This is a genomic window from Dyella flava (assembly GCF_016904955.1).
In the GTDB taxonomy this organism is placed as follows: domain Bacteria; phylum Pseudomonadota; class Gammaproteobacteria; order Xanthomonadales; family Rhodanobacteraceae; genus Dyella_B; species Dyella_B flava.
The window spans coordinates 21,231-42,252 of the sequence record NZ_JADIKE010000032.1; the positions used below are offsets into that span (position 1 = coordinate 21,231).

At 62.1% G+C, this 21,022-nt stretch carries 17 protein-coding genes, 1 other RNA gene and 1 riboswitch; of the genes, 7 read left to right on the plus strand and 11 right to left on the minus strand.

The window, feature by feature from the left end:
- Positions 1 to 5 precede the first annotated feature (5 nt).
- Both ISP19_RS07505 and ISP19_RS07510 read left to right on the plus strand, forming a co-directional pair.
- Positions 6 to 1,409, plus strand: a complete 1,404-nt coding sequence (locus ISP19_RS07505; RefSeq protein ID WP_204680751.1) for a hypothetical protein — start codon at positions 6 to 8, stop codon at positions 1,407 to 1,409.
- 104 nt (positions 1,410 to 1,513) lie between these two features.
- Positions 1,514 to 1,909: a hypothetical protein gene (locus tag ISP19_RS07510; protein ID WP_204680752.1), complete on the plus strand. Its 396-nt coding sequence runs from the start codon at positions 1,514 to 1,516 to the stop codon at positions 1,907 to 1,909.
- A 101-nt stretch (positions 1,910 to 2,010) separates the two neighbouring features.
- On the opposite strand, the gene ISP19_RS07515 is transcribed toward ISP19_RS07510, so the two are convergent.
- Positions 2,011 to 3,894, minus strand: coding sequence for an ATP-binding cassette domain-containing protein (locus ISP19_RS07515; RefSeq protein ID WP_204680753.1), 1,884 nt, complete (start codon positions 3,892 to 3,894; stop codon positions 2,011 to 2,013).
- 260 nt (positions 3,895 to 4,154) lie between these two features.
- Here ISP19_RS07515 and ISP19_RS07520 point away from each other — a divergent pair, with 260 nt between their 5' ends.
- Positions 4,155 to 5,297, plus strand: coding sequence for a D-alanyl-D-alanine carboxypeptidase family protein (locus ISP19_RS07520; protein ID WP_284384898.1), 1,143 nt, complete (start codon positions 4,155 to 4,157; stop codon positions 5,295 to 5,297).
- A gap of 123 nt (positions 5,298 to 5,420) precedes the next feature.
- On the opposite strand, the gene metK is transcribed toward ISP19_RS07520, so the two are convergent.
- From metK to ISP19_RS07550, 6 genes are all read right to left on the minus strand, one after another.
- Positions 5,421 to 6,617: a methionine adenosyltransferase gene (gene metK / locus ISP19_RS07525; protein WP_204680754.1), complete on the minus strand. Its 1,197-nt coding sequence runs from the start codon at positions 6,615 to 6,617 to the stop codon at positions 5,421 to 5,423.
- Between the two features lie 210 nt (positions 6,618 to 6,827).
- A complete protein-coding gene (gene metE, locus ISP19_RS07530; RefSeq protein ID WP_204680755.1) occupies positions 6,828 to 9,095 on the minus strand; it encodes a 5-methyltetrahydropteroyltriglutamate--homocysteine S-methyltransferase in 2,268 nt (755 codons plus the stop codon).
- A 197-nt stretch (positions 9,096 to 9,292) separates the two neighbouring features.
- Positions 9,293 to 9,504, minus strand: a riboswitch (cobalamin riboswitch).
- Between the two features lie 141 nt (positions 9,505 to 9,645).
- Positions 9,646 to 10,476, minus strand: a complete 831-nt coding sequence (locus ISP19_RS07535; protein ID WP_204680756.1) for a class I SAM-dependent methyltransferase — start codon at positions 10,474 to 10,476, stop codon at positions 9,646 to 9,648.
- Positions 10,477 to 10,572: 96 nt separating this feature from the next.
- Positions 10,573 to 11,487, minus strand: coding sequence for an alpha/beta hydrolase (locus tag ISP19_RS07540; RefSeq protein WP_204680757.1), 915 nt, complete (start codon positions 11,485 to 11,487; stop codon positions 10,573 to 10,575).
- A gap of 65 nt (positions 11,488 to 11,552) precedes the next feature.
- Positions 11,553 to 12,539, minus strand: a complete 987-nt coding sequence (dusB, locus tag ISP19_RS07545) for a tRNA dihydrouridine synthase DusB (protein WP_204680758.1) — start codon at positions 12,537 to 12,539, stop codon at positions 11,553 to 11,555.
- A 42-nt stretch (positions 12,540 to 12,581) separates the two neighbouring features.
- Entirely contained in the window at positions 12,582 to 13,841 is a 1,260-nt protein-coding gene (locus ISP19_RS07550) for a nucleoside permease (RefSeq protein WP_204680759.1), read from the minus strand.
- A gap of 172 nt (positions 13,842 to 14,013) precedes the next feature.
- On the opposite strand from ISP19_RS07550, the gene rhtC reads away from it, so the two are divergent.
- The gene (gene rhtC, locus ISP19_RS07555) at positions 14,014 to 14,643 is read left to right on the plus strand and encodes a threonine export protein RhtC (RefSeq protein WP_204680760.1); all 630 of its coding nucleotides are present in this window, start codon (positions 14,014 to 14,016) and stop codon (positions 14,641 to 14,643) included.
- A 1-nt stretch (position 14,644) separates the two neighbouring features.
- Here the strand turns inward: rhtC and ISP19_RS07560 are convergent, their stop codons facing one another.
- The 4 genes from ISP19_RS07560 to ISP19_RS07575 are packed head-to-tail and all read right to left on the minus strand — an operon-like array spanning position 14,645 to position 18,847.
- Complete coding sequence (locus tag ISP19_RS07560; RefSeq protein WP_204680761.1) at positions 14,645 to 15,241, minus strand: uracil-DNA glycosylase family protein; 597 nt, start codon at positions 15,239 to 15,241, stop codon at positions 14,645 to 14,647.
- Positions 15,238 to 16,608 (minus strand): FAD-binding oxidoreductase, encoded by a 1,371-nt coding sequence (locus ISP19_RS07565; RefSeq protein ID WP_204680762.1) that lies wholly within the window; start codon positions 16,606 to 16,608, stop codon positions 15,238 to 15,240. The genes ISP19_RS07560 and ISP19_RS07565 overlap by 4 nt, the downstream gene beginning before the upstream one ends.
- A gap of 32 nt (positions 16,609 to 16,640) precedes the next feature.
- Complete coding sequence (locus ISP19_RS07570; protein ID WP_204680763.1) at positions 16,641 to 16,997, minus strand: YraN family protein; 357 nt, start codon at positions 16,995 to 16,997, stop codon at positions 16,641 to 16,643.
- The gene (locus ISP19_RS07575) at positions 16,997 to 18,847 is read right to left on the minus strand and encodes a penicillin-binding protein activator (RefSeq protein WP_204680764.1); all 1,851 of its coding nucleotides are present in this window, start codon (positions 18,845 to 18,847) and stop codon (positions 16,997 to 16,999) included. Before ISP19_RS07575 ends, ISP19_RS07570 begins: the two co-directional genes overlap by 1 nt.
- Before the next feature lie 90 nt (positions 18,848 to 18,937).
- Between ISP19_RS07575 and rsmI the strand changes: the two genes are divergently transcribed.
- The 3 genes from rsmI to mraZ all read left to right on the plus strand — a co-directional run bounded on the left by rsmI (position 18,938) and on the right by mraZ (position 20,987).
- Positions 18,938 to 19,777, plus strand: a complete 840-nt coding sequence (gene rsmI, locus ISP19_RS07580) for a 16S rRNA (cytidine(1402)-2'-O)-methyltransferase (RefSeq protein ID WP_204680765.1) — start codon at positions 18,938 to 18,940, stop codon at positions 19,775 to 19,777.
- An 87-nt stretch (positions 19,778 to 19,864) separates the two neighbouring features.
- An RNA gene (gene rnpB, locus ISP19_RS07585) (RNase P RNA component class A) lies at positions 19,865 to 20,227 on the plus strand.
- A 313-nt stretch (positions 20,228 to 20,540) separates the two neighbouring features.
- Positions 20,541 to 20,987, plus strand: a complete 447-nt coding sequence (mraZ, locus tag ISP19_RS07590) for a division/cell wall cluster transcriptional repressor MraZ (RefSeq protein WP_204680766.1) — start codon at positions 20,541 to 20,543, stop codon at positions 20,985 to 20,987.
- The last annotated feature ends 35 nt before the right edge of the window (positions 20,988 to 21,022 follow it).

The window sequence follows — 21,022 nt, forward strand, 5'->3', positions numbered from 1 at the left end:
GGGATATGCCGGAGCCGCCGGACAGGCCGGAATTTTTCGATGAGGATGATCTCGAAGGCCCGTCTGTGTGGTTCTTTGTGGTGCTGTATGTCCTGCTCGAACTCGCGGCTATCGGCTTGACCGTCTTCAACTGGCCTGCGGGACAATCAACGGTGACGGGCCGATTCTGGATCAGTGTGCTGCTATTGCCGTTTCTGATATGGGTGGCGCTTGGGGCTGGCTCCTTCACCCACTGCGAGGAGGCGACAAACAAATCCGGCTGGTGGAACGTGCTGCGCCAATGGCGCGCAGCACATTGGCGCCATTGGGCGCGATCGCATTTACTCTTGATGGATAGCGTCACCTTGACACCGGAGGATCCGCTCGCCGAGCGTATGCTGGGTCTGGAGGGTTCGCCGCCGACAAATCCCGACAAGACATTGTTATTGCAGCAGACGGAAGCTACGCGAGCCAGCTCTCGGCTGGACAGTCTTTTCGAACAGTTGCTCAAGCCGTTGGAAACGAGCATCCGAATCCTGGCGAGGCTGGAAAAGCCCCAGGTCGTTTTGCAGGTCGGCGACGATGACTGCTGCGCGGATTTACGAAATGCCTGGAAGCGCCTAGCGTTGCCGGATCAGCTCACGGTGACATGGCTGGCCCCTAATGCAGAGTCGCCGTTGGCCGAGCGCTGGTTTGCGGAGAAGATGCCCGGGTGCCGGCTGGTGATCGCCTGCCAACTGCAGGCGGACGAAAGCGAACGGCCTTGCTCCGAAGTGGCGGTGGCCTTGCTGCTGAGCAGCCCCAGCGCTGTGGCACACGCCCGGCTGACGCTGAAGCCGCAAGCCTGCGTCTTTCGCCCCATCGTGGCGGAATCGGATACGGTCAACGATGCGCTTGCCAAGTTACTGGGCTCGGAGCAGATCCCGCCTGGAAAAATTCGGCATGTCTGGTTTAGCCGGCTGGATCGGCGGGTGCGCAATGCCACGACGTTTGCAGTCAGGGAGGCGGCCTTGAATGTTGCCTCACAGGATGTGGATCGTGCATTAGGCCATCCCGGGCCGGCGAACGCATGGTTATTGCAAGCGATGGCCGGTCAGATGGTGCAACACGGACAGGGTGCCCAGCTTGTCGCTTCACCCTATCGGGCAGGTGTCGCGCTCAATCTGGTGGGGATATCGCCCGGCCCGATGGTTTGGCCGAAAGAGGTCCATGTTCCCATTTTTTCCTACTCGTTTTTTATAAGTGTGAGTGTGTTGCTTCTCGCCCTGATGGTTCTCGTCTACACGGGCATGGCACCGTGGGAAGACGGGGATACATTCTTAGTGGTTGCCATGATCGTCGCCGCGCTGCTGATTGTTTTGAATACGATCGGCTCTTGGTGCTCGCGGCGCCATATCACGCGCCAGTTCCACGCGCGGTTCTATGAATGACACGTTGATCGAAGCGAGCCGCGCATCCGCGTGGCTGGCATCCCTGTCGTGAGATTGGATGAAACCCGTTGATAAGGAGAGGATGTATGCAAGAGGCGACTAGCATGGCAAAGAATCATCGCCAGGGGCTTCTATTAGGCCGGGTCTGGGCTGGCGCCCCTGCGGCGGATTGGCTGATCATCGCGCTTGGGGTGTTGTTGAGTATCCCGCTGTATTGGCCGGATGGTCCCATGAGCGAGGTTCCTTACTTCATCTGGCCGTACAGGGCTTTTGTGGGCGTGGAGATGTGCTGGGCGGTGTATCGGGTGTGGCGGTGTCGTCGTGCGCGCGTGGTGCACCAGCTTTACCGCGAAGATATTTTCGACGGTGTTTGCCCGGATCGTGGTAGCGATATCAATAGCAAGAACGCATGGGCCTGGTATCGCCGGCAAGGCAGCCCCAAGACCATCACGAGGCAGCGGCCTTGTCGTTATACCCGTGACCCGGCGGTGTATGAGTAGCCGCCTTTGGGCCGCAACGGATGGATTGGTGTTTTGGTGATTCGCGACGCCGCGAATAGGTGAGCAAGGCGCCGTTCTGCGCAGAGCAGGCGGCGTCGCGCTTAGCCTTCCAGTTCGGCCCAGCGCGCATAGGCCGTGTCGAGGTCGGCCTGTACCTTGGCCAGGGCTTCATTCGCGCGCTGGATGGCCGCGTTGTCCTGCTGATAGAACGATGGATCGTTCATGGCATCGGCGCGTGCGGCGACATCAGCTTCCAGTTGTTCAATGCGTGCCGGCAGTTGCTCCAGCTCGCGTGCATCCTTGTAGCTGAGTTTGCGCTTTGGCTTGTCGCTGTCTGCGGCGGGAGCTGGTGCTTCGACCTTTTGGGCGGGCGCGGTTGCGGCGAGTGTGTTCTCGCCTGGACGGCGCCCGGCGGCCTTCTGTCGTAGCCAGTCGCTATAGCCGCCAACGTATTCGCCTACCGTGCCGTCACCTTCCAGTACCAGCGTACTTGACACTACGTTGTCGAGAAATTCGCGATCGTGCGATACCAGCAACAACGTGCCTTTGTATTCGGTCAACAGTTCTTCCAGCAGTTCAAGCGTCTCGACATCAAGGTCGTTGGTGGGTTCGTCCATCACCAGCAGATTGGACGGTTGCGCGAACAGCTTGGCCAGTAGCAGGCGGTTGCGCTCGCCACCGGACAGGCGCGTGATCGGTGCGCGTGCCCGTTCGGGCGAGAACAGGAAATCCTGCAGATAACCGATGATGTGCTTGCGCTGACCATTGAGCTCGATGTATTCGCGGCCTTCGGCAACGTTGTCCAGCGCGTTCAATGCATCGTTGAGCTGGGCGCGATGTTGATCGAAATAGGCAATCTGCAGGCCCGTGCCCAAGGTGACTTCACCACGCTGCGGCTTGAGGTCGCCGAGCAGGATCTTGAGCAGGGTGCTCTTGCCTGCACCGTTGGGGCCAATGATGCCGACACGATCGCCACGCATGATGGTGGTGTTCAGCGCATCCATGAGTACACGGCCATCGTAGGCCTGGTGCACCTGTTGCAGCTCGATCACCTTCTTGCCCGACGCTTGCGCATTCGCCAGTGACATCTTGGCCGAACCGCTCAACTCACGGCGTTCCGCGCGTTCGCGGCGCAGTGCCTTCAGCGCGCGGACGCGACCTTCATTGCGGGTACGGCGTGCCTTGATGCCTTGGCGTATCCATACTTCTTCCTGCGCCAGCTTCTTGTCGAACAAGGCATTGGCCTGTGCTTCGGCGTGCAGGCGCTCTTCGCGCCGGCGCAGGTAGTTGTCGTAATCGCCAGGCCAGCTGGTGAGCTGGCCGCGGTCGATCTCGACGATACGTGTCGCCAGTGCACGCAGAAAACTGCGGTCATGCGTGACGAAAACGATGCTGCCTTCGAACTGCTTCAGGAAACCTTCCAGCCAGCCAATCGCTTCGATATCCAGATGGTTGGTGGGCTCATCCAGCAACAGCACATCGGGTTTGCGTACGAGTGCCTGTGCGAGCAATACGCGGCGCTTCATGCCGCCGGACAATGCAGCGAAATCCGTATCCGCGGGAAGTTCCAGCTTGGTCAACACGTCGCTGACGCGCCGATCCAGATCCCAGCCATGTTGTGCCTCGATCTGGTCTTGCACATCGCCCAATGCCTCAAGATCACCTTCCGCGAGCAGATGGTGATAGCGCGCGAGCAGATGGCCGAGATCGCCGAGTCCGTCGGCGACCACATCGAAAACACTGCCCGAGGTGGCCTGCGGTACTTCCTGTGCCATGCGGGCGACGACCACGCCGCCTTGTACCCGTACTTCACCATCGTCGGCATGCAGTTCGCCGGCGATCAGTTTCATCAGGGTGGATTTGCCTTCGCCGTTGCGACCGACGATGCACACGCGCTCGTTCGCCTCGATCGAGAGGTCGACATGTTCGAGCAGGAGGGGGCCGCCGATGCTGAAGTCGACGCGCTGAAGTTGGATCAGGGACATCCCGTCATTCTAGCGGCTGGGGTGCCGAAAGCCGCGAATCGCGAACTGGTCTAAAGACGGGGACCGGATTGACGATAAACTGTTCAGATCGTCGTCACGGGGACGTAACAAGATCTTGCGCCCCATGAAGAAGTTAAAATTTACAAAAACATGCACTTAGCATGGCTGATTAAAGTATTTCCTCTGGAAATTGCGATGGCTATGCATTAAGGTTGCGCGACGCGGGGGTAGACCGCGGTTTGGGAAGTGAGGAGGCCGTGGTGAACATCGTCAAGCGCACGCAGCCACGGCCGTTGCTGGGCCGGTTATGGAGCCTGTTTGCGGCGGTGTTCGTGCTTGGCCTGGGCGGCTTTGTCGGTGTGGCCCATGCGGGCTATGCCGCTATCGTCATTGATCCGGCCACCGGTGAGGTGCTCAGCGCGGTCAACGCCGACGAGCAGAACTACCCGGCCTCGCTGGCCAAGATGATGACCCTGTACCTCACGTTCAAAGCCCTGCAAAGCGGCAAGCTGAAGATCGACCAGGAGCTGCCGGTGTCGACCTGGGCCGCCTCCCGCGCACCGACCAAGCTCGATCTGCGCGCCGGTCAGACCATCTCGGTCAACGATTGCATTCTCGGCATGGTGACCAAGTCGGCGAACGATGCCGCCACCGTGGTCGCCGAGAGTCTGGGCGGCACCGAGAAGCAATTCGCCGACATGATGAATGCCCAGGCCGCGCTGCTCGGCATGTCGTCCAGCCATTTCGATAACGCCAACGGCTTGCCGGACCCGCAGAACCTCACCACGGCGCGGGACATGGCCAAGCTGGCCATGGCGCTGTACCACGACTTCCCGCAGTACTCGCATTACTTCTCCACCAAGGAATTTGTATTCCGCGGTCGCCTGGTTCGTGGTCACAACAATCTGATGGACCGCTATCCGGGCATGGATGGCTTGAAGACCGGCTTTACGGATGCCTCCGGCTTCAACCTCGCTTCAACGGCTGTTCGCGACGGGCACCGTCTGTTTGCCGTGGTGATGGGCGGCCGTACGGCTGGCGCCCGCGACAACCTGATGGCGCGCCTGCTCGATGACGGCTTTGACCATCGCCCCACGCCCGAGGCGCTGGTCGCCCAGGCCGGCATGGGTGGATCGGCGCATCGAGTGCTGGCGGCGCTGTCGCCGATCGAGACGGCTGATGCCGAGGACGCTCCGGTCACGCATCGCCGCTGCAGCGGTAAAGCATGCACCGAGGCACATGCGCCGGTGTGCAAGCCCCGTCGCGGCAAGACCTGTCCTCCGCAAGTCGCCAAGTCGACCAAGGCCAAGCATGGCACCGGTACGACCCGTCTGGCCCATCGCAATCGCAAGACGACCAAGAAGCCGGTGATGCTGGCGGCCTCGAAGGACGACAAGGAATAACCCGATGTAGCGAGGCGTTCCGCCACGGACGCCTTGGACTTTAGTCAGTAAAGCGATCTTGGCAAACAAAAACCCCGCGGGTTCACCGCGGGGTTTTTGTTTGTGCCGGTAAGCGGTTGGCGCTTACAGCTTGGCGTCGGCGCGCAGCGCGTCGGCCTTGTCGGTTTTCTCCCAGGAGAACGCGGTGTAGGTCTTGCCGTCCGGACCCTTCACTTCGTACGGGGTGCGGCCAAAGTGACCATAGCTGGCGGTCTGCTGGTACATCGGATGGATCAGGTCCAGCATCTTGATGATGCCGTACGGGCGCAGGTCGAAGTGTTTGCGGATCAGCTTCTCGATCTTGTCGTCGCTGAGCTTGCCGGTGCCGAAGGTGGTCACCGAGATCGAGGTCGGCTCGGCCACGCCGATGGCGTAGCTCACCTGCACTTCGCAGCGGTCGGCAATGCCGGCGGCCACGATGTTTTTGGCGACATAGCGGGCGGCGTAGGCGGCCGAACGGTCCACCTTGGACGGATCCTTGCCCGAGAACGCGCCACCACCGTGACGGGCCCAGCCGCCGTAGGTGTCGACGATGATCTTGCGGCCGGTCAGGCCGCAGTCGCCCACCGGGCCGCCGATCACGAACTTGCCGGTCGGGTTGATGTGGAACTTGGTGTTCTTGTGCAGCAGCTTGGCCGGCAGCACGGGCTTGAGGATGTGCTCGCGCACGGCCTCGACCAGATCCTTCTGCTTCACATCCGGATCGTGCTGGGTGGACAGCACCACCGCGTCGATGGCGGTCGCGACGCCGTCTTCATAGCGCAGGGTGACCTGGCTCTTGGCGTCCGGACGCAGCCACGGCAGCGGGGAATTCTTCTTCTTGCGGACCTTGGCCTGCTGCTCCACCAGACGGTGCGAGTAGTAGATCGCCGCCGGCATGAAATCCTTGGTTTCGTTGGTGGCGTAGCCGAACATCAGGCCCTGGTCGCCAGCGCCCTGTTCTTCCGGCTTCTTGCGGTCCACGCCCTGGTTGATGTCCGGGGACTGCTTGCCGATCAGGTTCAGCACGCCGCAGGTCTCGCCGTCAAAGCCGACGTCCGACGAGTCGTAACCGATGTCCACGATGACCTTGCGGGTCAGCGCTTCCAGGTCGATCCAGGCACTGGTGGTGATTTCGCCGGCGACAATCGCCACGCCGGTCTTCACCATGGTTTCGCAAGCCACGCGCGCGCGCGGATCCTGCGCAATGATCGCGTCGAGGACGGCGTCGGAAATCTGGTCGGCGACCTTGTCCGGATGGCCTTCGGAGACCGATTCGGAGGTGAAGAGGTAGTTACTCATCGTGGCTTATATCCTTCTTTACGGATAAAGAGATAGAAGAGGGGGACTGCGCATCATACACGCAGCCGCCCCGTTTTTCATCGCCAAGTCTGGCAGATCCACATGACAGTGAGGCCGGATTCAGCCGGGGCAAGGGGGCGGCTGAAACCAGCGGTGGCCGGGCGTCCAGCAGCTGGCCTCGGTAGCCGTCATCGGCACCGATGCGGTCCGTTACGCGAGGGATTGGCGCAACTGCTTTGCGGCTTCCACCATGGCCAGCAGGGCGGGTTCGGTTTCCTTCCAGCCACGTGTCTTGAGTCCGCAATCGGGATTGACCCAGAGCTGGCCGGGCTCCAGCACGGTCAGCGCACGCTCGAGCAAATCAACCATCTCGGCTTGCGACGGCACGCGTGGCGAATGGATGTCGTACACGCCGGGCCCAATGCTGCCCGGATAGCGGAAATCCTCGAAGGCGTGCAGCAGCTCCATGCGTGAACGGCTGCTTTCAATCGAGATCACATCGGCATCGAGCGCGGCGACGGCTTCAATGATGTCGTTGAATTCGCTGTAGCACATATGCGTGTGGATCTGCGTGGCATCGCTGGTGCCGCCAGCGGCAATGCGGAAGCAGCGCACCGCCCAGTCGAGGTAGGCTGCGTGCTCGGCGTGGCGGATGGGCAGGCCCTCGCGCAATGCCGGTTCGTCGATCTGGATCACGCCGATACCCCCATTTTCGAGATCATGCACTTCGTCGCGCAACGCCAGCGCCAATTGCAGGCAGACCTGGTCGCGCGGGAGATCGTCGCGCACGAACGACCACTGCAGCACCGTCACGGGGCCGGTCAGCATGCCCTTGACCGGTTTGTCGGTCAGCGATTGTGCATAGCGCGACCAGCGCACCGTCATCGGCTGTGGCCGCGCTACGTCGCCCCAGATAATCGGTGGTTTTACGCAGCGCGAACCGTAGCTTTGCACCCAGCCGTGGCGGGTAAAGGCGAAGCCATCCAGTTGCTCACCGAAATATTCCACCATGTCATTGCGCTCGGGCTCGCCATGCACCAGTACGTCGAGTCCGATGCTTTCCTGGAAGCGGATCACGCGTTCTATTTCCTCACGTAAAACGCCTTCATAGGCTCCGTCATCGACGCGTCCGGCACGATGTTCCGCACGCGCGTGGCGAAGCGTTTCGGTCTGCGGGAAGGATCCAATCGTGGTGGTCGGCAGGGGCGGTAGCGACAGCGCATCGGTTTGCACGCGGCGGCGGTGCGCGAGGCTGGAACGGCGCTGCGTGGCTTGGGGGCTCAAGGCATTTACACGGGCGCGGACATCGGATTTATGGACGCCAGGCGTCTGTTTGCGCGCGGCCAGCAACGCGGCTTGTTCGCTCAGCGCGTGCTTGGCCTGAGCATTGCCATCCAGCGTGTGGGCATACAGGCTCAGCTCTTCCAGCTTCTGCTGGGCGAAGGCCAGCCAGCTGCGCAGATGAGCCGGTAATGAAGTTTCTTGCGAGGCGTCGATGGGGGCGTGCAGTAGCGAGCAGGATGGAGCGAGCCACAAATGATCCGTACTGCGCGACGCAGTGATCTTGTCCAGCAACGGCAGCACCTGCTCGGGATGACTGCGCCAGATATTGCGCCCGTCGATGACGCCCGCGCTGAGCACACGATGTGGCGGCAGCGTGGACAACACCGTGTCGAGTTGTTCCGGTGCGCGCACCAGATCCACGTGCAGGCCATCTACCGGCAGGCTCGCGGCGAGTGCAAGGTTTTCGCCAAGGCCACCGAAGTAAGTGGCCAGCAGCCGCTTGGGTGATATGTCGTTGGCCAGCGCGCCGTAGGCGGCAACATAAGCCTGCTGGGTGGCGGCGTCCAGGTCCTGAACCAGGCAGGGCTCGTCCAGTTGGATCCAGGTGACGCCGGCCTGGGCCAATTGCTCCAGTAGTTCGGCGTACGCGGGAATCAATGCGTCGAGCAGATGCAAGGCATCGCTGCCATCGATCGTTTTTGACAGCAGCAGGAAGGAAACGGGGCCCAGTACCACCGGCCGGGCGTGCAATCCCAACGCATGCGCTTCAAGCCATTCCGCCAGCGGTTTGTTGGCGTTGAGCTGGAAGCGTTGGCCGGCGTGCAGCTCGGGCACGATGTAGTGGTAGTTGGTATCGAACCACTTGGTCATCTCCAGCGCGTGCAGTTCGCGATTGCCGCGCGCCATCGCAAAGTACCCGGCAAGCGGATCGCTATGCAGCAACGCGCGATACCGATCGGGCACGGCATCGAACAGAACCGCCGTATCGAGTACATGGTCGTACAGGGAAAAGTCGTTGACGGCGACGATCTGGATACCCGCTGCATGAGCGAGTTGCCAATGGCGTTGCCGTAGTTCCTTTGCTGTATCGAGCAGCGGCGCGGCGTCGCCATCACGCCAGTAATTTTCCAGCGCACGTTTCAGCTCGCGGCGGCGGCCGATACGTGGAAAGCCCAGATAAGTTGTGTGTGTCATGTGTATTCCTCATTGCGATAGCAGGCAAAGAGGAACGAAGGCAGGCGTGCCCTTGGGATCAGGTCCGTTGTGCGCACCGTCGACCTTCGCCCCCGCGGGCGAGCTGGATGAACCGCGGGCAGGCTGACGCCGCGTCGGTGGACGCGGCGCCGGTCTCCCCGCGGAGATCCAGGTCGTACAAAGTGCGCCGCTGCGAACGGAACACTCCGGCCAGGGCAGGTCTTCGGGCTCGTGGACCTGGCAGTACGCCACCTACTGTTCGCCGCTTCCCGGATTCGCACCCAGTGCCTATGGCGAAGGTCGTTTCCACACACCGCTGCGGGGCAGCGCCGGATTCCAACCGGCTTCCCTTTTAATTTCATCTCTCTATTCGAATAAAGAGATGAAAACCTCGGCGGACGAACGATAGCCGCACGGACAGCCGGGGTCAATCCGGCGATCGCGCATTCCCCGTCGCCCCGGCGAAGGCCGGGGCCTGGTGTCTTTTGAGCTGCTGGGTCCCGGCTTTCGCCGGAACGACGGAGTGGGGTTGAGAGTGGGGTGGCGCGATTCAGTAAACCGTCGCCCGCGCCTGCACGAAGGCAAAAAAGAACACCGCGTTGGGATCGTTGCGCACCGCCTGCAGCTCGCCGCGCATGCCTTCAACCGTGGGCACATCCGTCTTGCCGGTCGCGATCAGCTGTTCGGCGGCGGAGAGCAGCACCTCCTCCCAGAACTCGATCATCTGCTTGCGGCGGCCTGGTTGGCGGTTGTCCAGGTGCACGTTTTTTACTTCCGTCTGCACATCGCGATAACCGCCGGCCAACAGCAGGTTGCCGAGCTTGGCGCCGATGAAAGGATCGCCGCCGTTGTCATATTGGTGATCGTTGAACGCCATCCAATAGCGCAGCAGATTGGGCGCGTAGGGGTCGAGGAAGAACGAGGAGTTCAGCACTTCGGTGACGTACACCGTCGCGCCGGGGCTGAGCACCCGGCGCACTTCGCTCAGCACGCGCGCAGGGCTTGGCATGTGTTCCAGCACCCAGCACAGATAGGCGGCGTCGAAGCTGCGTTCGGGAAATGGCAGGTCCGCCGCATCGGCCTGACGCAGGGCGTAGCGTGAGTCACACCAGGCAGTCGCGCTCAGATTGCGCTCGGCAGCGGCCAGTTGCGCGGGTGAACGATCGACGCCGGTGACATGCAATTCCGGAAAACGGCGCAGCAGGATTTCAGTCTGCGCACCCACGCCACAGCCCACCTCCAGCAAACGGGTGGCACCGCCGTAATCGATATGACTGAACAGAGTGGATTCGAACATGCGCGCCTGACGGATCAGTCGCGATTGCTCGTCCGCGGAAAATCCGTGGATATACGGAAAATCGCCGGTCGCGATGCTGTTCATACCGGGTCCGCCGGGCTGGGGATAGGGCCTTGGAATGGAGCGTTTTTCGTTCCCCACCTTACTCCTCCCTGCGAATGGAGGGGAGTGCGTGGCGCCTTATTGCGTGATGTCACCGCCCTTGGCATGCGCGCTGATGAAGCGCAACACGTCACCCAGCGTCGGCGCATCGTCATGGAACGGCCGGGACAGCGCAAAGACCAGCGCGTTATGGCTCACACCCGGATACAGGTGCAGCATGACATCGTCGTGTTTTGCCTGCAGGGCATGCGCGAACGAGATGGCGTTGGAAGGATCCACTTCATGATCGGCTTCGCCCTGCAACAACAGCATCGGCGGTTCGTGGCTGCTGACGAAGCGCACGGGTTGGGCGCGCGCCTGGGAAGCGGGGTCGTGTCCGAACATGCCCAGCATGTCTTTTTCGCTCGCCGGAATCGGCATGAAGTCATAGCAGCCGGCCAGTCCGATAAAACCTGCCATGTCGGCAGGTTGCAAGCGGTAGGGGGCGAGCCAGGATGGATCGGTCACCAGCAGGGCGCCGATCTGGCCGCCGGCCGAATGCCCCATCACAAACAGGTCGTTGTTTGCGCCGCCGAATTCGGCGGCATGCTGATAGGTCCACGCCACGGCCTTGGCGGCATCCTGCATGAAGCCGTCCATTTTCACGTGAGGATATTTGCGGTAATCCGGAATCACCGTCACGATGCCGTGTGCAGCGAGCGTCATGCCGACAAAGCGGTACCAGTCGCGCTCACCGTGCGTCCAGCTGCCACCGTAGAAAAACACCACGACCGGTGCATGTTCAGCCATCTCCGGTGCATAGACATCCAGCTTGAGCTGATGCTGTGGATCGAACACAAGGCCGCGTCGCAGCTCGATGCCGTCGTGGTGATTGGTCGCGTTCAGCCCGGCAAACAGCGTGGTCCGGCAGCCGCCAAGCAACACAACGATCGCCAGCAAGGCGATACGAATGAAAAGTGGGGACGGAAGAGAGAGGCGGGACCGGATATTCATCGTTGCCTGAAACCATCACAACGCCGCGATGATGCCTGCATTCGCGCCGCAAGGGTTTGCGATGTTTATGCAGCGAGCGACCACTCTTGCTGCAAGGCTTCGAAATAGCTGTGGGTTAGTCGCAGTTGGTCGTGCGCATTCTCGGCGCGATTGACGACATCGCGAAAGGCTGCGTTTTCCGGCCGATCCTTGGCATACCAGCCAAGATGTTTGCGGGCGATGCGTACGCCTGCTTGCTCACCATAAAACGCATACAAGTGCTCGAGATGGCCGAGCAGAATGCTTGCGACCTCGGTCGGTGAGGGCGCAGGAAGCAATTTGCCGGTTGCGAGGTAGTGCGATATCTCGCGGAAGATCCAGGGGCGTCCTTGTGCGCCACGCCCGATCATGACCGCATCCGCGCCCGTGACATCGAGCACATGCCTGGCTTGTTGCGGCGTCACGATATCGCCGTTGGCCAGTACCGGAATGCGCACGGCCGATTTCACCGCCGCAATGGTGTCGTATTCGGCTTCGCCCTCGTACTTGTCGGCGCGGGTGCGGCCATGCACGGCGAGTGCGGCAATGCCATTGTCTTCGGCAATGTGCGCAATGGTGAGCGCGTTCTTGTGCTGGCGATCCCAGCCCGTGCGGATTTTCAGGGTGACCGGCACCTCGACCGCATCGACCACCGCCTTGACGATGCGCGTCACCAGTGGCTCGTCCTGCAACAATGCCGAGCCCGACCAGACATTGCACACCTTCTTGGCCGGACAGCCCATGTTGATGTCGATCATCTGCGCGCCGTTGGCCACATTGAAGCGGGCTGCCTCGGCCAGCATGGCCGGGTCGTAGCCGGCGATCTGCACGCTGACCGGCTCCGGCTCGCCTTCGTGGTCCATGCGCTTGATGGACTTGCGCGTCTGCCACAGGCGCGGATCGGAAGCGGTCATTTCAGACACGGCAAGGCCCGCGCCGAGCCGCTTGCACAGCAGGCGGAACGGCTTGTCAGTGACACCGGCCATGGGGGCCAGCACCACCGGTGGGTCAATAAGGTAGGGTCCGATCTGCATCCCGCTATTGTAGCCGGGGGCGTGGACCCTCGCTGGCGGCGTTCAATGCACCGGATGAGCCTGACGCGCCTCAGGTTGGTGCTTGTGCCGGAACAACACCGCGAAGAGCACCGCGACCGCCAGCGCATACATGGCAAAGGTCATCCAGATGCCGTGCCATTCCAGCGTATGGTCGGCGCGGGTGAAATAGGTATCGATGATCACGCCGCTGAGGGAACTGCCCAGCACGGCACCGACGCCGTTGGTCATCAGCATGAACAAGCCTTGCGCACTGGCGCGGATCGCCGGGTCGCTCTGGCCTTCCACGAACAGCGAACCGGAAATGTTGAAGAAGTCGAAGGCCATGCCGTAGACAATGCATGACAGCACGATCATCCACAGGCCGGGGCCCGGATTGCCGAACGCGAACAAACCGAAGCGCAAGGTCCAGGCGATCATGCTGATCAGCATCACCATCTTGATGCCGAAGCGCTTGAGAAAGAACGGAATGGCCAGGATGAACAGCGTTTCGGACACCTGCGAAATCGACATGATGATCGCGGGATAGCGCACGGCGACCAGATCTTTGAAGGCGTCGACATGCGAGAAATCGTGCAGGAAGGTGTCGCCGTAGGCGTTGGTCAGCTGAAGCGCCGCGCCGAGCAACATCGCGAAGATGAAGAAGATCGCCATCTTCCCGTTCTTGAACAGCGCGAAGGAAGTAAGGCCGAGCGCATCCACCCACGAACGATGATCCTTGCCGCGCAATCGCGGCGGGCAGGGCGGCAGCGTAAAGGCGTAGACGCCGAGTATCAGCGCGGCGGCTGCTGCCACGTAGAACTGGCCGCTGGTGGTTTCCAGATGCAGCAGGCTTACCATCCACATCGCCACGATAAAGCCCACCGTGCCCCACACGCGGATGGGCGGATATACGCGCACCACATCCACGCCATCCCGCTTCAGGGCGTTGTAGGCCACGGTAATGGACAGCGAGATCGTCGGCATGTAGCACATCATGTTGATCAACATGATCCAGAACAGCGTGCCCGGATCGTTGATCATCGGCACGACGCACAGCACGCCGGCGCCGAGGATGTGCAGGGTGCCGTACAGGCGCTCGGCACGAATCCACTTGTCGGCAATCACGCCGGTGATGGAGGGCATGAACAGCGAGGCCAGCCCCATGGTCGAGAAGATCGCGCCGAACTGCTCACCCGACCAATGACGGTTCTGGAACCAGTAGGCGCCGATGGTGATCAACCAGGCGCCCCAGACAAAGTACTGCAGGAAGTTCATCGCGATGAGTCGCAACTTCAGGCTCATGGGCTGGTTTCCCGCATGGATTGTCCCCGTGTCTGGCCGGGGACGATCCCTAGGCCACAATCGCGATCAGCGTAGAGGAACCGGGCGCCGGCGGGCAAGGCGCGGTGCGGGGTGGCGCGTGCCCTGGGTGCAGGGCGCGGCTACACTTGCCCCAGTTTGCCCGGAGCCATCCATGAGTTTGTTCATCACCATTGCGATCGTCCAGATCATCGCCCTGATGACGCCAGGGCCGGATTTCTTTTTCGTCTCGCAAACTGCGGTAAGCCGCTCGCGTCACGAGGCGATGGCCGGGGTGGCCGGCATCACGCTGGGCGTGGCGATGTGGGCGGCGCTGGCGCTGCTTGGCCTGCAACTGTTGCTGCACAGGCTGATCTGGCTGGAGCATCTGATTGCGGTCGCCGGCGGTCTTTACTTGTGCTGGATGGGGCTGAAAATGCTGCGCAGTGCATTCGCCAAGCCCGCACCCACCGAGGCGGCGGAGCCGGTGCAGGTATTCGTCGGAGCATGGCGTTCCATGCGTAATGGCCTGCTCACCAATCTCTCCAACCCGAAAGTGGTGATCTACTTCGGCAGCATCTTTTCGGCCTTTGTCGGCACCGGCGTCAGTTCCGGTGCGCGCTGGGCATTGTGGGCGATGGTGGTGGCCGAGACCTTTCTGTGGTTCTCGTTCGTGGCGGGGTGTTTTGCCTTGCCGGTGATGCGCCGTGGTTATCTGCGCATCAGTCGCTGGATTGACGGTTGCGCGGGCGCCGTGTTCATGGCGTTCGGCTTGCACCTGATCTTCTCGCAGCGCAGTGTCTGATTCAGGCTCGCAGCAGCTGCGCTACCTGCTCGCGCAACACCGGTAGCAATTCCAGTTCAAACCACGGATTGCGCTTGAGCCACGCCTGGTTGCGCGGGCTTGGATGTGGCAGCGGCAGCACGCCTTGGGCAAGATGCGCGCGCCAGTCCTGCACGGTATCCGTCAAAGTTGGTCCGCAGCGCGTACCGAGGATGCCGGCTTGCGCGTATTGCCCGATCGCGAGCGTCAATTTCACGCGCGTCAGCAGCGGCAGCAGGCGTGGATGCCAGGTAGGTGCGCATTCGGGGCGCGGCGGCAGGTCTCCGTTACGGCTGCTACCTGGGAAACAAAAGCCCATGGGTACGAGAGCGATGCGTTGTGCATCGTAAAACGTGTCCCGGTCGATCGCCAGCCAGGTACGCAGGCGATTGCCGCTGACATCGTCAAAGGGGATTCCGCTCGCGTGGACCTTGCGTCCTGGCGCCTGGCCCACGATCAGCAAGCGCGACGATGCGCTGGCTTGCACGACCGGCCGTGGTCCTTCCGGCAAGTGCACGGCGCAGAGCCGGCAGGCGCGGATATCTGCCAGCAGTGGCGTGACGGCGTCATGACGACTCATGGCAGCAACTTGCCGGGATTCAGAATGCCATCCGGGTCAAAAGCCTGTTTGACATTGCGCATCAGTCCGAGCGTGCTCGGCGCCAAGGCCAGCGGCATGAATTCACGCTTGACCAGTCCGATGCCATGTTCACCCGACAGCGTGCCTTGCAAGGCGATGACCAGCGCGAACACTTCGGCGAGACAGGCGTGTGCGCGCTCGCGTTCGGCTTCATCGCGCGGCAGCAGATTGACGTGCAGATTGCCGTTGCCGGCGTGGCCGAAGGTGACGATCAATACATCGTGCTTGTGCGACAGCTGGCGGATGCCGTTCACCAATTCGGGCAAACGGCTGACCGGGACCACCACATCTTCATTGATCTTGTTCGGCGAGATCGTACGTTGTGCCGGCGAGAGCGCCTTGCGCGCCGACCATAGCGCCTGCGTTTCTTCCGCGGTCTGAGCAACGCGCAATTCTTCCAGTCCATCACCGCGCGCAGCACGCGAAACGGCATCGACCGCGGAAGGTAGTGTCTCCGGTTCGCCATCGACTTCGATCATCAGCATGGCGCCGGCCAGCGGCACGCTGTCGCCGCCATGGTCATGCGCCAGCTTCAAGGCCACATCGTCAATGAATTCGAGTGCGCAGGGCGTGACGGGTTGCGCCATGATGCGCGCCACCGCATGTGCTGCGCTGCTTACGTCACGATACATGGCGCGCAGCGTGCGCAGCCCGGATGGTTTCGGGGTCAGCTTCAAGGTGGCTTCGGTGATGAGCGCGAGCGTGCCTTCGGAGCCAATCAGCAAGCGGGTGAAGTCATAACCGGTGGCCCCCTTGCTGGTGTAGGTACCGCAGCGGAATCCTTCGCCCGTACCGGCCACCGCGCGCAAGCCCAGGGTGTTTTCGCGCGGGCTGCCGTATTTCACGGTGCGTGGTCCGGCCGAATTGCAGGCCAGGTTGCCGCCGATGCTGCACCAGGGTGAGGACGTTGGATCCGGCGGCCAGAAGAAACCATGCGGCGCCAGCGCGCGTTGCAAATCACCATTCAATACGCCTGGTTCGACGATGGCGAAGCGATTGTCAGGATCGATGCGCAGAATGCGATTCATGCGCTCGAAACTGACCACCACGCCACCCTCCACTGGAACAGTGGCGCCGGTGGTGTTGGTGCCACGGCCGCGCGCGATGACCGGTATCCGGTGTTCACGACAGGCTTGCACCAGTTTTTCGATCTGAGCGTGTTCCTGGGCGAAGACGACTGCATCCGGCAATGCGTGGCGGCGCGAGTTGTCGTAGGCGTAGGCAAGTCGTTCGGCTTCGTGGGTGGAGCACGCATCGGCGCCGAAGGTGGTGTGCAGCGTGTCGAGCAGGGCAGCGGGCAGTTTCATCCGCGCAGTATCCCACCACCAAGCGTGGCCCGTCAGTTGGCCTCGAAGGCGCCCTGCAGCCAGTTCATGCGTGCATGCTCGGCGGGTCCGTCATAACTGACGACGTCGAAACGGCAGCTGCGATGGGCATGCTGCGGATGTGCGGACAACCATAGCTGTGCGGTCTGGATCAGGCGGGTTTGCTTGGTCGCCGTGATCGATGCCAGCGCGTCGCCGTGGCTGGCGCTAACCCGGTGCCGCACTTCGACGAAAACCAGCGTGTCGCCATCACGCATCACCAGATCCAGCTCGCCATAGCGGGTGGTGTAGTTGCGGGCCAGCAGCTTGAGTCCGGCGCGTTCGAGTTCATGGCATGCACGTTGCTCGAACGCGGCTCCCGCCGCACGCATCAGCCGTTGACCGGTTCGGCTGCGGGCACAGGGGCGCTGCTGGCTGGTGCGGGAGCGCTGCCGGCCGGTGCGGGGCCGGCCGGGGCGTTATCCATTTGCAGGCTGCCGTTGATCGGACGGGCGACGCCGTCCTGGAACTTCAGCCAGCTCAGCACGCGATTGACATGTCCGAACGTGTCGGCGGTGAGCTGGCCGCTGGCGCCCGGCAAATAACTGCCCGGATGGCTGCGCAGCCAGTCGATGTACGGGACAAGATTCCAGGCATCCATGCCGAAGGCGAACAGCTGCGCCGTCGCGCCACGCGCAGCGGGCAATTGCAAGGCGACATCCTGATAGCTGGGAAGGCCGGTCTGCGCATCGAACAGCCATGGCGCATCGCAGAACTCGACACCTTCCAGGTCGCGATCGGCGGTGGGATTGTCGCTGCCGCCATAAATATGCGAGGTGGCGAATACCGGCAGGTTGATGCGTGCGACACGCAACTGCGGCAACAGCAAGCGGGCTTGTTCGGGCCGCATGCTGATAAAAATGCCTGCATCATTGCCGGCGCTGCCTGCATTCAACGCGTTGATGGCATCGCCGTAGTTCACGTTGCCGGCAGCGATTTGTGCCATGCCCGCAATTTGTCCACCCTTGGCGGCAAATTCCGCTTTGAACGCGGCGGCGGCACGCTTGGCAAAGTCATCGCCGGAGATCACTACATAGGCGTTATGCATGCCGTTGTCGATCATGTGATCGGCGGTTTGCGCGCCTTCGGCTTCAGGCATCAGGGCGAACTCGCTGGCGGTGCCGGCGGGCAGGCTCTTGTTGTCCGAATGATTGAGCGCAAGCACCGGGACCGGCAGCGACGATTGGCCTAGTACGCCCATGACTTCGGTGCGGGTCAGTGGCCCCACCACCAGTTGCGCGCCGTCGGCGACCGCCTGGTCATAGGCTTTGATCGCGCTGGCCGCATTGCCGCCGCTGTCGTAGACACGAATGGCGGCGCGCGGCGCATGCGTATCCGCAGCCTGGAAATAGGCGGTGAAAAAGCCTTCGCGGATCGCGGCGCCGGCAGCGGCGAGGCCGTCATTGTTCGGTAGTAGCAAGGCGATCTGCGCAGGCATCTTGTAGCCTTCACGCACGGTGGCGCCACTACCCGGAACCAGGGTGCCGACAGCTTGCGTGAGATTGGCCTGTGTCTGCGCCACAGTGACGCCGAGCCGGCCCAGCGCCTCATTGACCCAGGGCAACATCGGGTCGTTGGGTTGCATGGCTGCCGCACGCTGCTTGAGCGGATCGGCACCAAGACGTGCCAGCAGCGACACGGCTTGATCACGATTCTGCGAACGGTCGGCGCCCTGCAGCAGATTGTCCATGCTCACGCGGGTGTGTGCGGCGCCCCACAGATCACCGGTATCAGCCAAGGCATCCGCGCGCAGGGTCAGCATGCGCGGTTGCAGATAAGCAGGCACGTTGAGGTCGGGCTGCGTGGTCAGCTGCAATGCCATGGCGGGATCGCGTTGGCGTAGTGCGATCTCCGCACGCAACAGATCGAGGCGCACGGGTTCGTCATCGGCAAGTGATTTGCGGCGGATGCTGGCGACGATTGGCGCAGCCCGGTCCAGTGCGCCTTCCTGGCGATACGCTTCGGCGGCAAGCAGATTGTAATGATCGGCGCGGCTCGGCGATTGCGCGGCGAGCGTCAGATACGCTTGCGCAGCCCGGTCGAATTGTCCTTGTCTGGCCAGGTCGTCGGCATTCTGGGCTGCCGCGATCTCGGCCGGCGAGCGTGGCACCACCGACGGCGCGCAGGCGCTCAATGCCAATGAAAGCAGCAGTCCTGACAGGGCCAGACGACTTGAGCGCATGGGCTTCCTCGATTCTTTTCTTATCGGGCAGGGGCAATTGGGCGATCATAGCCGATCGCATCGTTGCGTCGTCGCGAAAGGTTTTCGTCCATGTCCTCTGATCAAACCGGCTGCCTGTGGGTAGTGGCAACACCCATCGGCCATCGCGACGATATCTCCGCGCGTGCCATTGAAACCTTGCGCAATGTCACTGTCATTGCTGCCGAGGACACGCGGCACAGCCGGCCGATGTTGCTTCAGCACAACATCGGCACGCCGTTGATCGCCTTGCATGAACACAATGAGCGAGAGGCGGTGGCTGCGGTCGTGCGCCGTCTGGAGCAGGGCGAATCGGTGGCACTTATTTCCGACGCGGGCACACCGTTGATCAGTGATCCGGGGTTTCGCCTCGTGCGCGCGGCACGCGAGGCCGGTATCCGTTGCATACCGGTGCCCGGTGCCTGCGCGGCGATCAGCGCGCTTTCGGTGGCGGGATTGCCCAGCGACCGTTTTGTGTTCGAAGGATTTCTACCGCCGAAATCCGCCGCGCGCCGCAGTCGGCTTGAAGCGCTTGCGGGCGATCCGCGCACCTTGATCTTTTACGAATCCTCGCATCGCGTGGCGGAAAGTCTTGCGGATATGCGGGATGTTTTCGGGATGGAGCGCGAAGCGGTGCTGGCGCGCGAACTCACCAAGGTCTTCGAGACGGTGATCGGCGAGCCGTTGGCGGAGCTGGCGGCTCGTGTTGCGGCGGACCCGAATCAGCAGCGCGGCGAATGCGTGATCCTGGTGGCAGGCCGTGGTGAGGAAGTCGACGCGAAACTGGCCGAGGGGCAGCGTGTCTTCGCGATTCTGCGCGAGGAGCTTGCGCCGGCGAAGGCAGCCAAGTTGGCCGCGGCCATTACGGGGGCGCCGAGGAAAATGCTTTATGGCGACAAGGGCGAGGGTTAGCAACGCCGACCTGCACTTGCGTGTCATTCGTGCCCACCCGCTGCATTTTTTCAGCTTGATCCTTGCGGGCCCGCTATAATTGCCCGCGGAGTCGGCCGGACAGTCGCGTCGCGCGCAAGCGCATCGAGGAAAGTCCGGGCTCCACAGGGCAGGGTGCCAGGTAACGCCTGGGCAGCGTGAGCTGACGGCCAGTGCAACAGAAAGCAAACCGCCGATGGCCCGCAAGGGCACAGGTAAGGGTGAAACGGTGCGGTAAGAGCGCACCGCGCGCGGGGACAACGTCGCGTGGCACGGTAAACCCCACCCGGAGCAAGACCGAATAGGGGAACGATAACGCGGCCCGCGTTGTTCCCGGGTAGGTTGCTGGAGCCAGGCGGTGACGCCTGGCCGAGAGGAATGACTGTCACGCCGCAAGGCGTACAGAACCCGGCTTACAGGCCGACTCCGCCTCCTTTTTGAGTAGGCATTACTGCCCGAGTGTGTCGGGTCAGTACTACATCACCAGCGTCTCGGCCCGCATGAACAATGGTTCATGCGGGCCGCTTCCGGAAGCTCTTGCGGAGCTGCTTGCGGAACGGTTTTGTAGGCAAAAAACCCACAGCGATCAAGCACCTTTGCGAGCTTCCTAGAAATCGCTGGAAATTTGGCCACACTGTTGCCTTTCTCCTTGATTCACAAGCAAAAAATCCTTGACAGTCTCAGGGGGCGAGACTATCGTGGGCCCCAGTGTGAAATCGTGGGATTTCGTGGAGTTCACTGGGTCGTGTTTCAGGGCGAAACCGCCATCACCGTCGATGACAAGGGCCGGCTGGCTATCCCGACTGCGTATCGGGAGCTGGTTGCCGACGCTTGCGCCAATCGGTTGGTGATTACGTACAACCCGTTCGAGTCGGGCTGCCTCTGGCTGTTCCCGTACGCCGAATGGGAGCGGGTGCGCGACCAGGTGAATGCGTTGCCGAATGTCAAGGCTGTACACCGTGCCCTGCAGATGAAGCTGGTCGGTGCGGCCGCGATGGTCGAGCCGGACAGTGCGGCGCGCATTCTGTTGCCGGCCAGCCAGCGCATGGCGGCCGGGATCGAGAAAAAGGCGGTTCTGTTGGGCATGGGCAACAAGTTCGAGCTGTGGAGCGAACAGGCCCACCTGGCCAAGATCCGCCAGACCATCGGCGAAGACGAGATCAGCGACGACATGACGGACCTGCGGCTCTGACCGGTAACGGTCAGGTGCGGGATGAATGCGAACAA

Bases quoted from the DNA above. Each gene is read 5' to 3' on its own strand.
- ISP19_RS07560 (WP_204680761.1), bottom strand. From the start codon at position 15,241: ATGAGTCGTCATGACGCCGTCACGCCACTGCTGGCAGATATCCGCGCC.
- dusB (WP_204680758.1), bottom strand. From the start codon at position 12,539: ATGCAGATCGGACCCTACCTTATTGACCCACCGGTGGTGCTGGCCCCC.
- metK (WP_204680754.1), bottom strand. From the start codon at position 6,617: ATGAGTAACTACCTCTTCACCTCCGAATCGGTCTCCGAAGGCCATCCG.
- ISP19_RS07510 (WP_204680752.1), top strand. From the start codon at position 1,514: ATGGCAAAGAATCATCGCCAGGGGCTTCTATTAGGCCGGGTCTGGGCT.
- ISP19_RS07575 (WP_204680764.1), bottom strand. From the start codon at position 18,847: ATGCGCTCAAGTCGTCTGGCCCTGTCAGGACTGCTGCTTTCATTGGCA.
- rhtC (WP_204680760.1), top strand. From the start codon at position 14,014: ATGAGTTTGTTCATCACCATTGCGATCGTCCAGATCATCGCCCTGATG.
- ISP19_RS07540 (WP_204680757.1), bottom strand. From the start codon at position 11,487: ATGAATATCCGGTCCCGCCTCTCTCTTCCGTCCCCACTTTTCATTCGT.
- ISP19_RS07505 (WP_204680751.1), top strand. From the start codon at position 6: ATGCCGGAGCCGCCGGACAGGCCGGAATTTTTCGATGAGGATGATCTC.
- metE (WP_204680755.1), bottom strand. From the start codon at position 9,095: ATGACACACACAACTTATCTGGGCTTTCCACGTATCGGCCGCCGCCGC.
- ISP19_RS07565 (WP_204680762.1), bottom strand. From the start codon at position 16,608: ATGAAACTGCCCGCTGCCCTGCTCGACACGCTGCACACCACCTTCGGC.
- ISP19_RS07550 (WP_204680759.1), bottom strand. From the start codon at position 13,841: ATGAGCCTGAAGTTGCGACTCATCGCGATGAACTTCCTGCAGTACTTT.
- ISP19_RS07535 (WP_204680756.1), bottom strand. From the start codon at position 10,476: ATGAACAGCATCGCGACCGGCGATTTTCCGTATATCCACGGATTTTCC.
- rsmI (WP_204680765.1), top strand. From the start codon at position 18,938: ATGTCCTCTGATCAAACCGGCTGCCTGTGGGTAGTGGCAACACCCATC.
- ISP19_RS07515 (WP_204680753.1), bottom strand. From the start codon at position 3,894: ATGTCCCTGATCCAACTTCAGCGCGTCGACTTCAGCATCGGCGGCCCC.
- ISP19_RS07570 (WP_204680763.1), bottom strand. From the start codon at position 16,997: ATGCGTGCGGCGGGAGCCGCGTTCGAGCAACGTGCATGCCATGAACTC.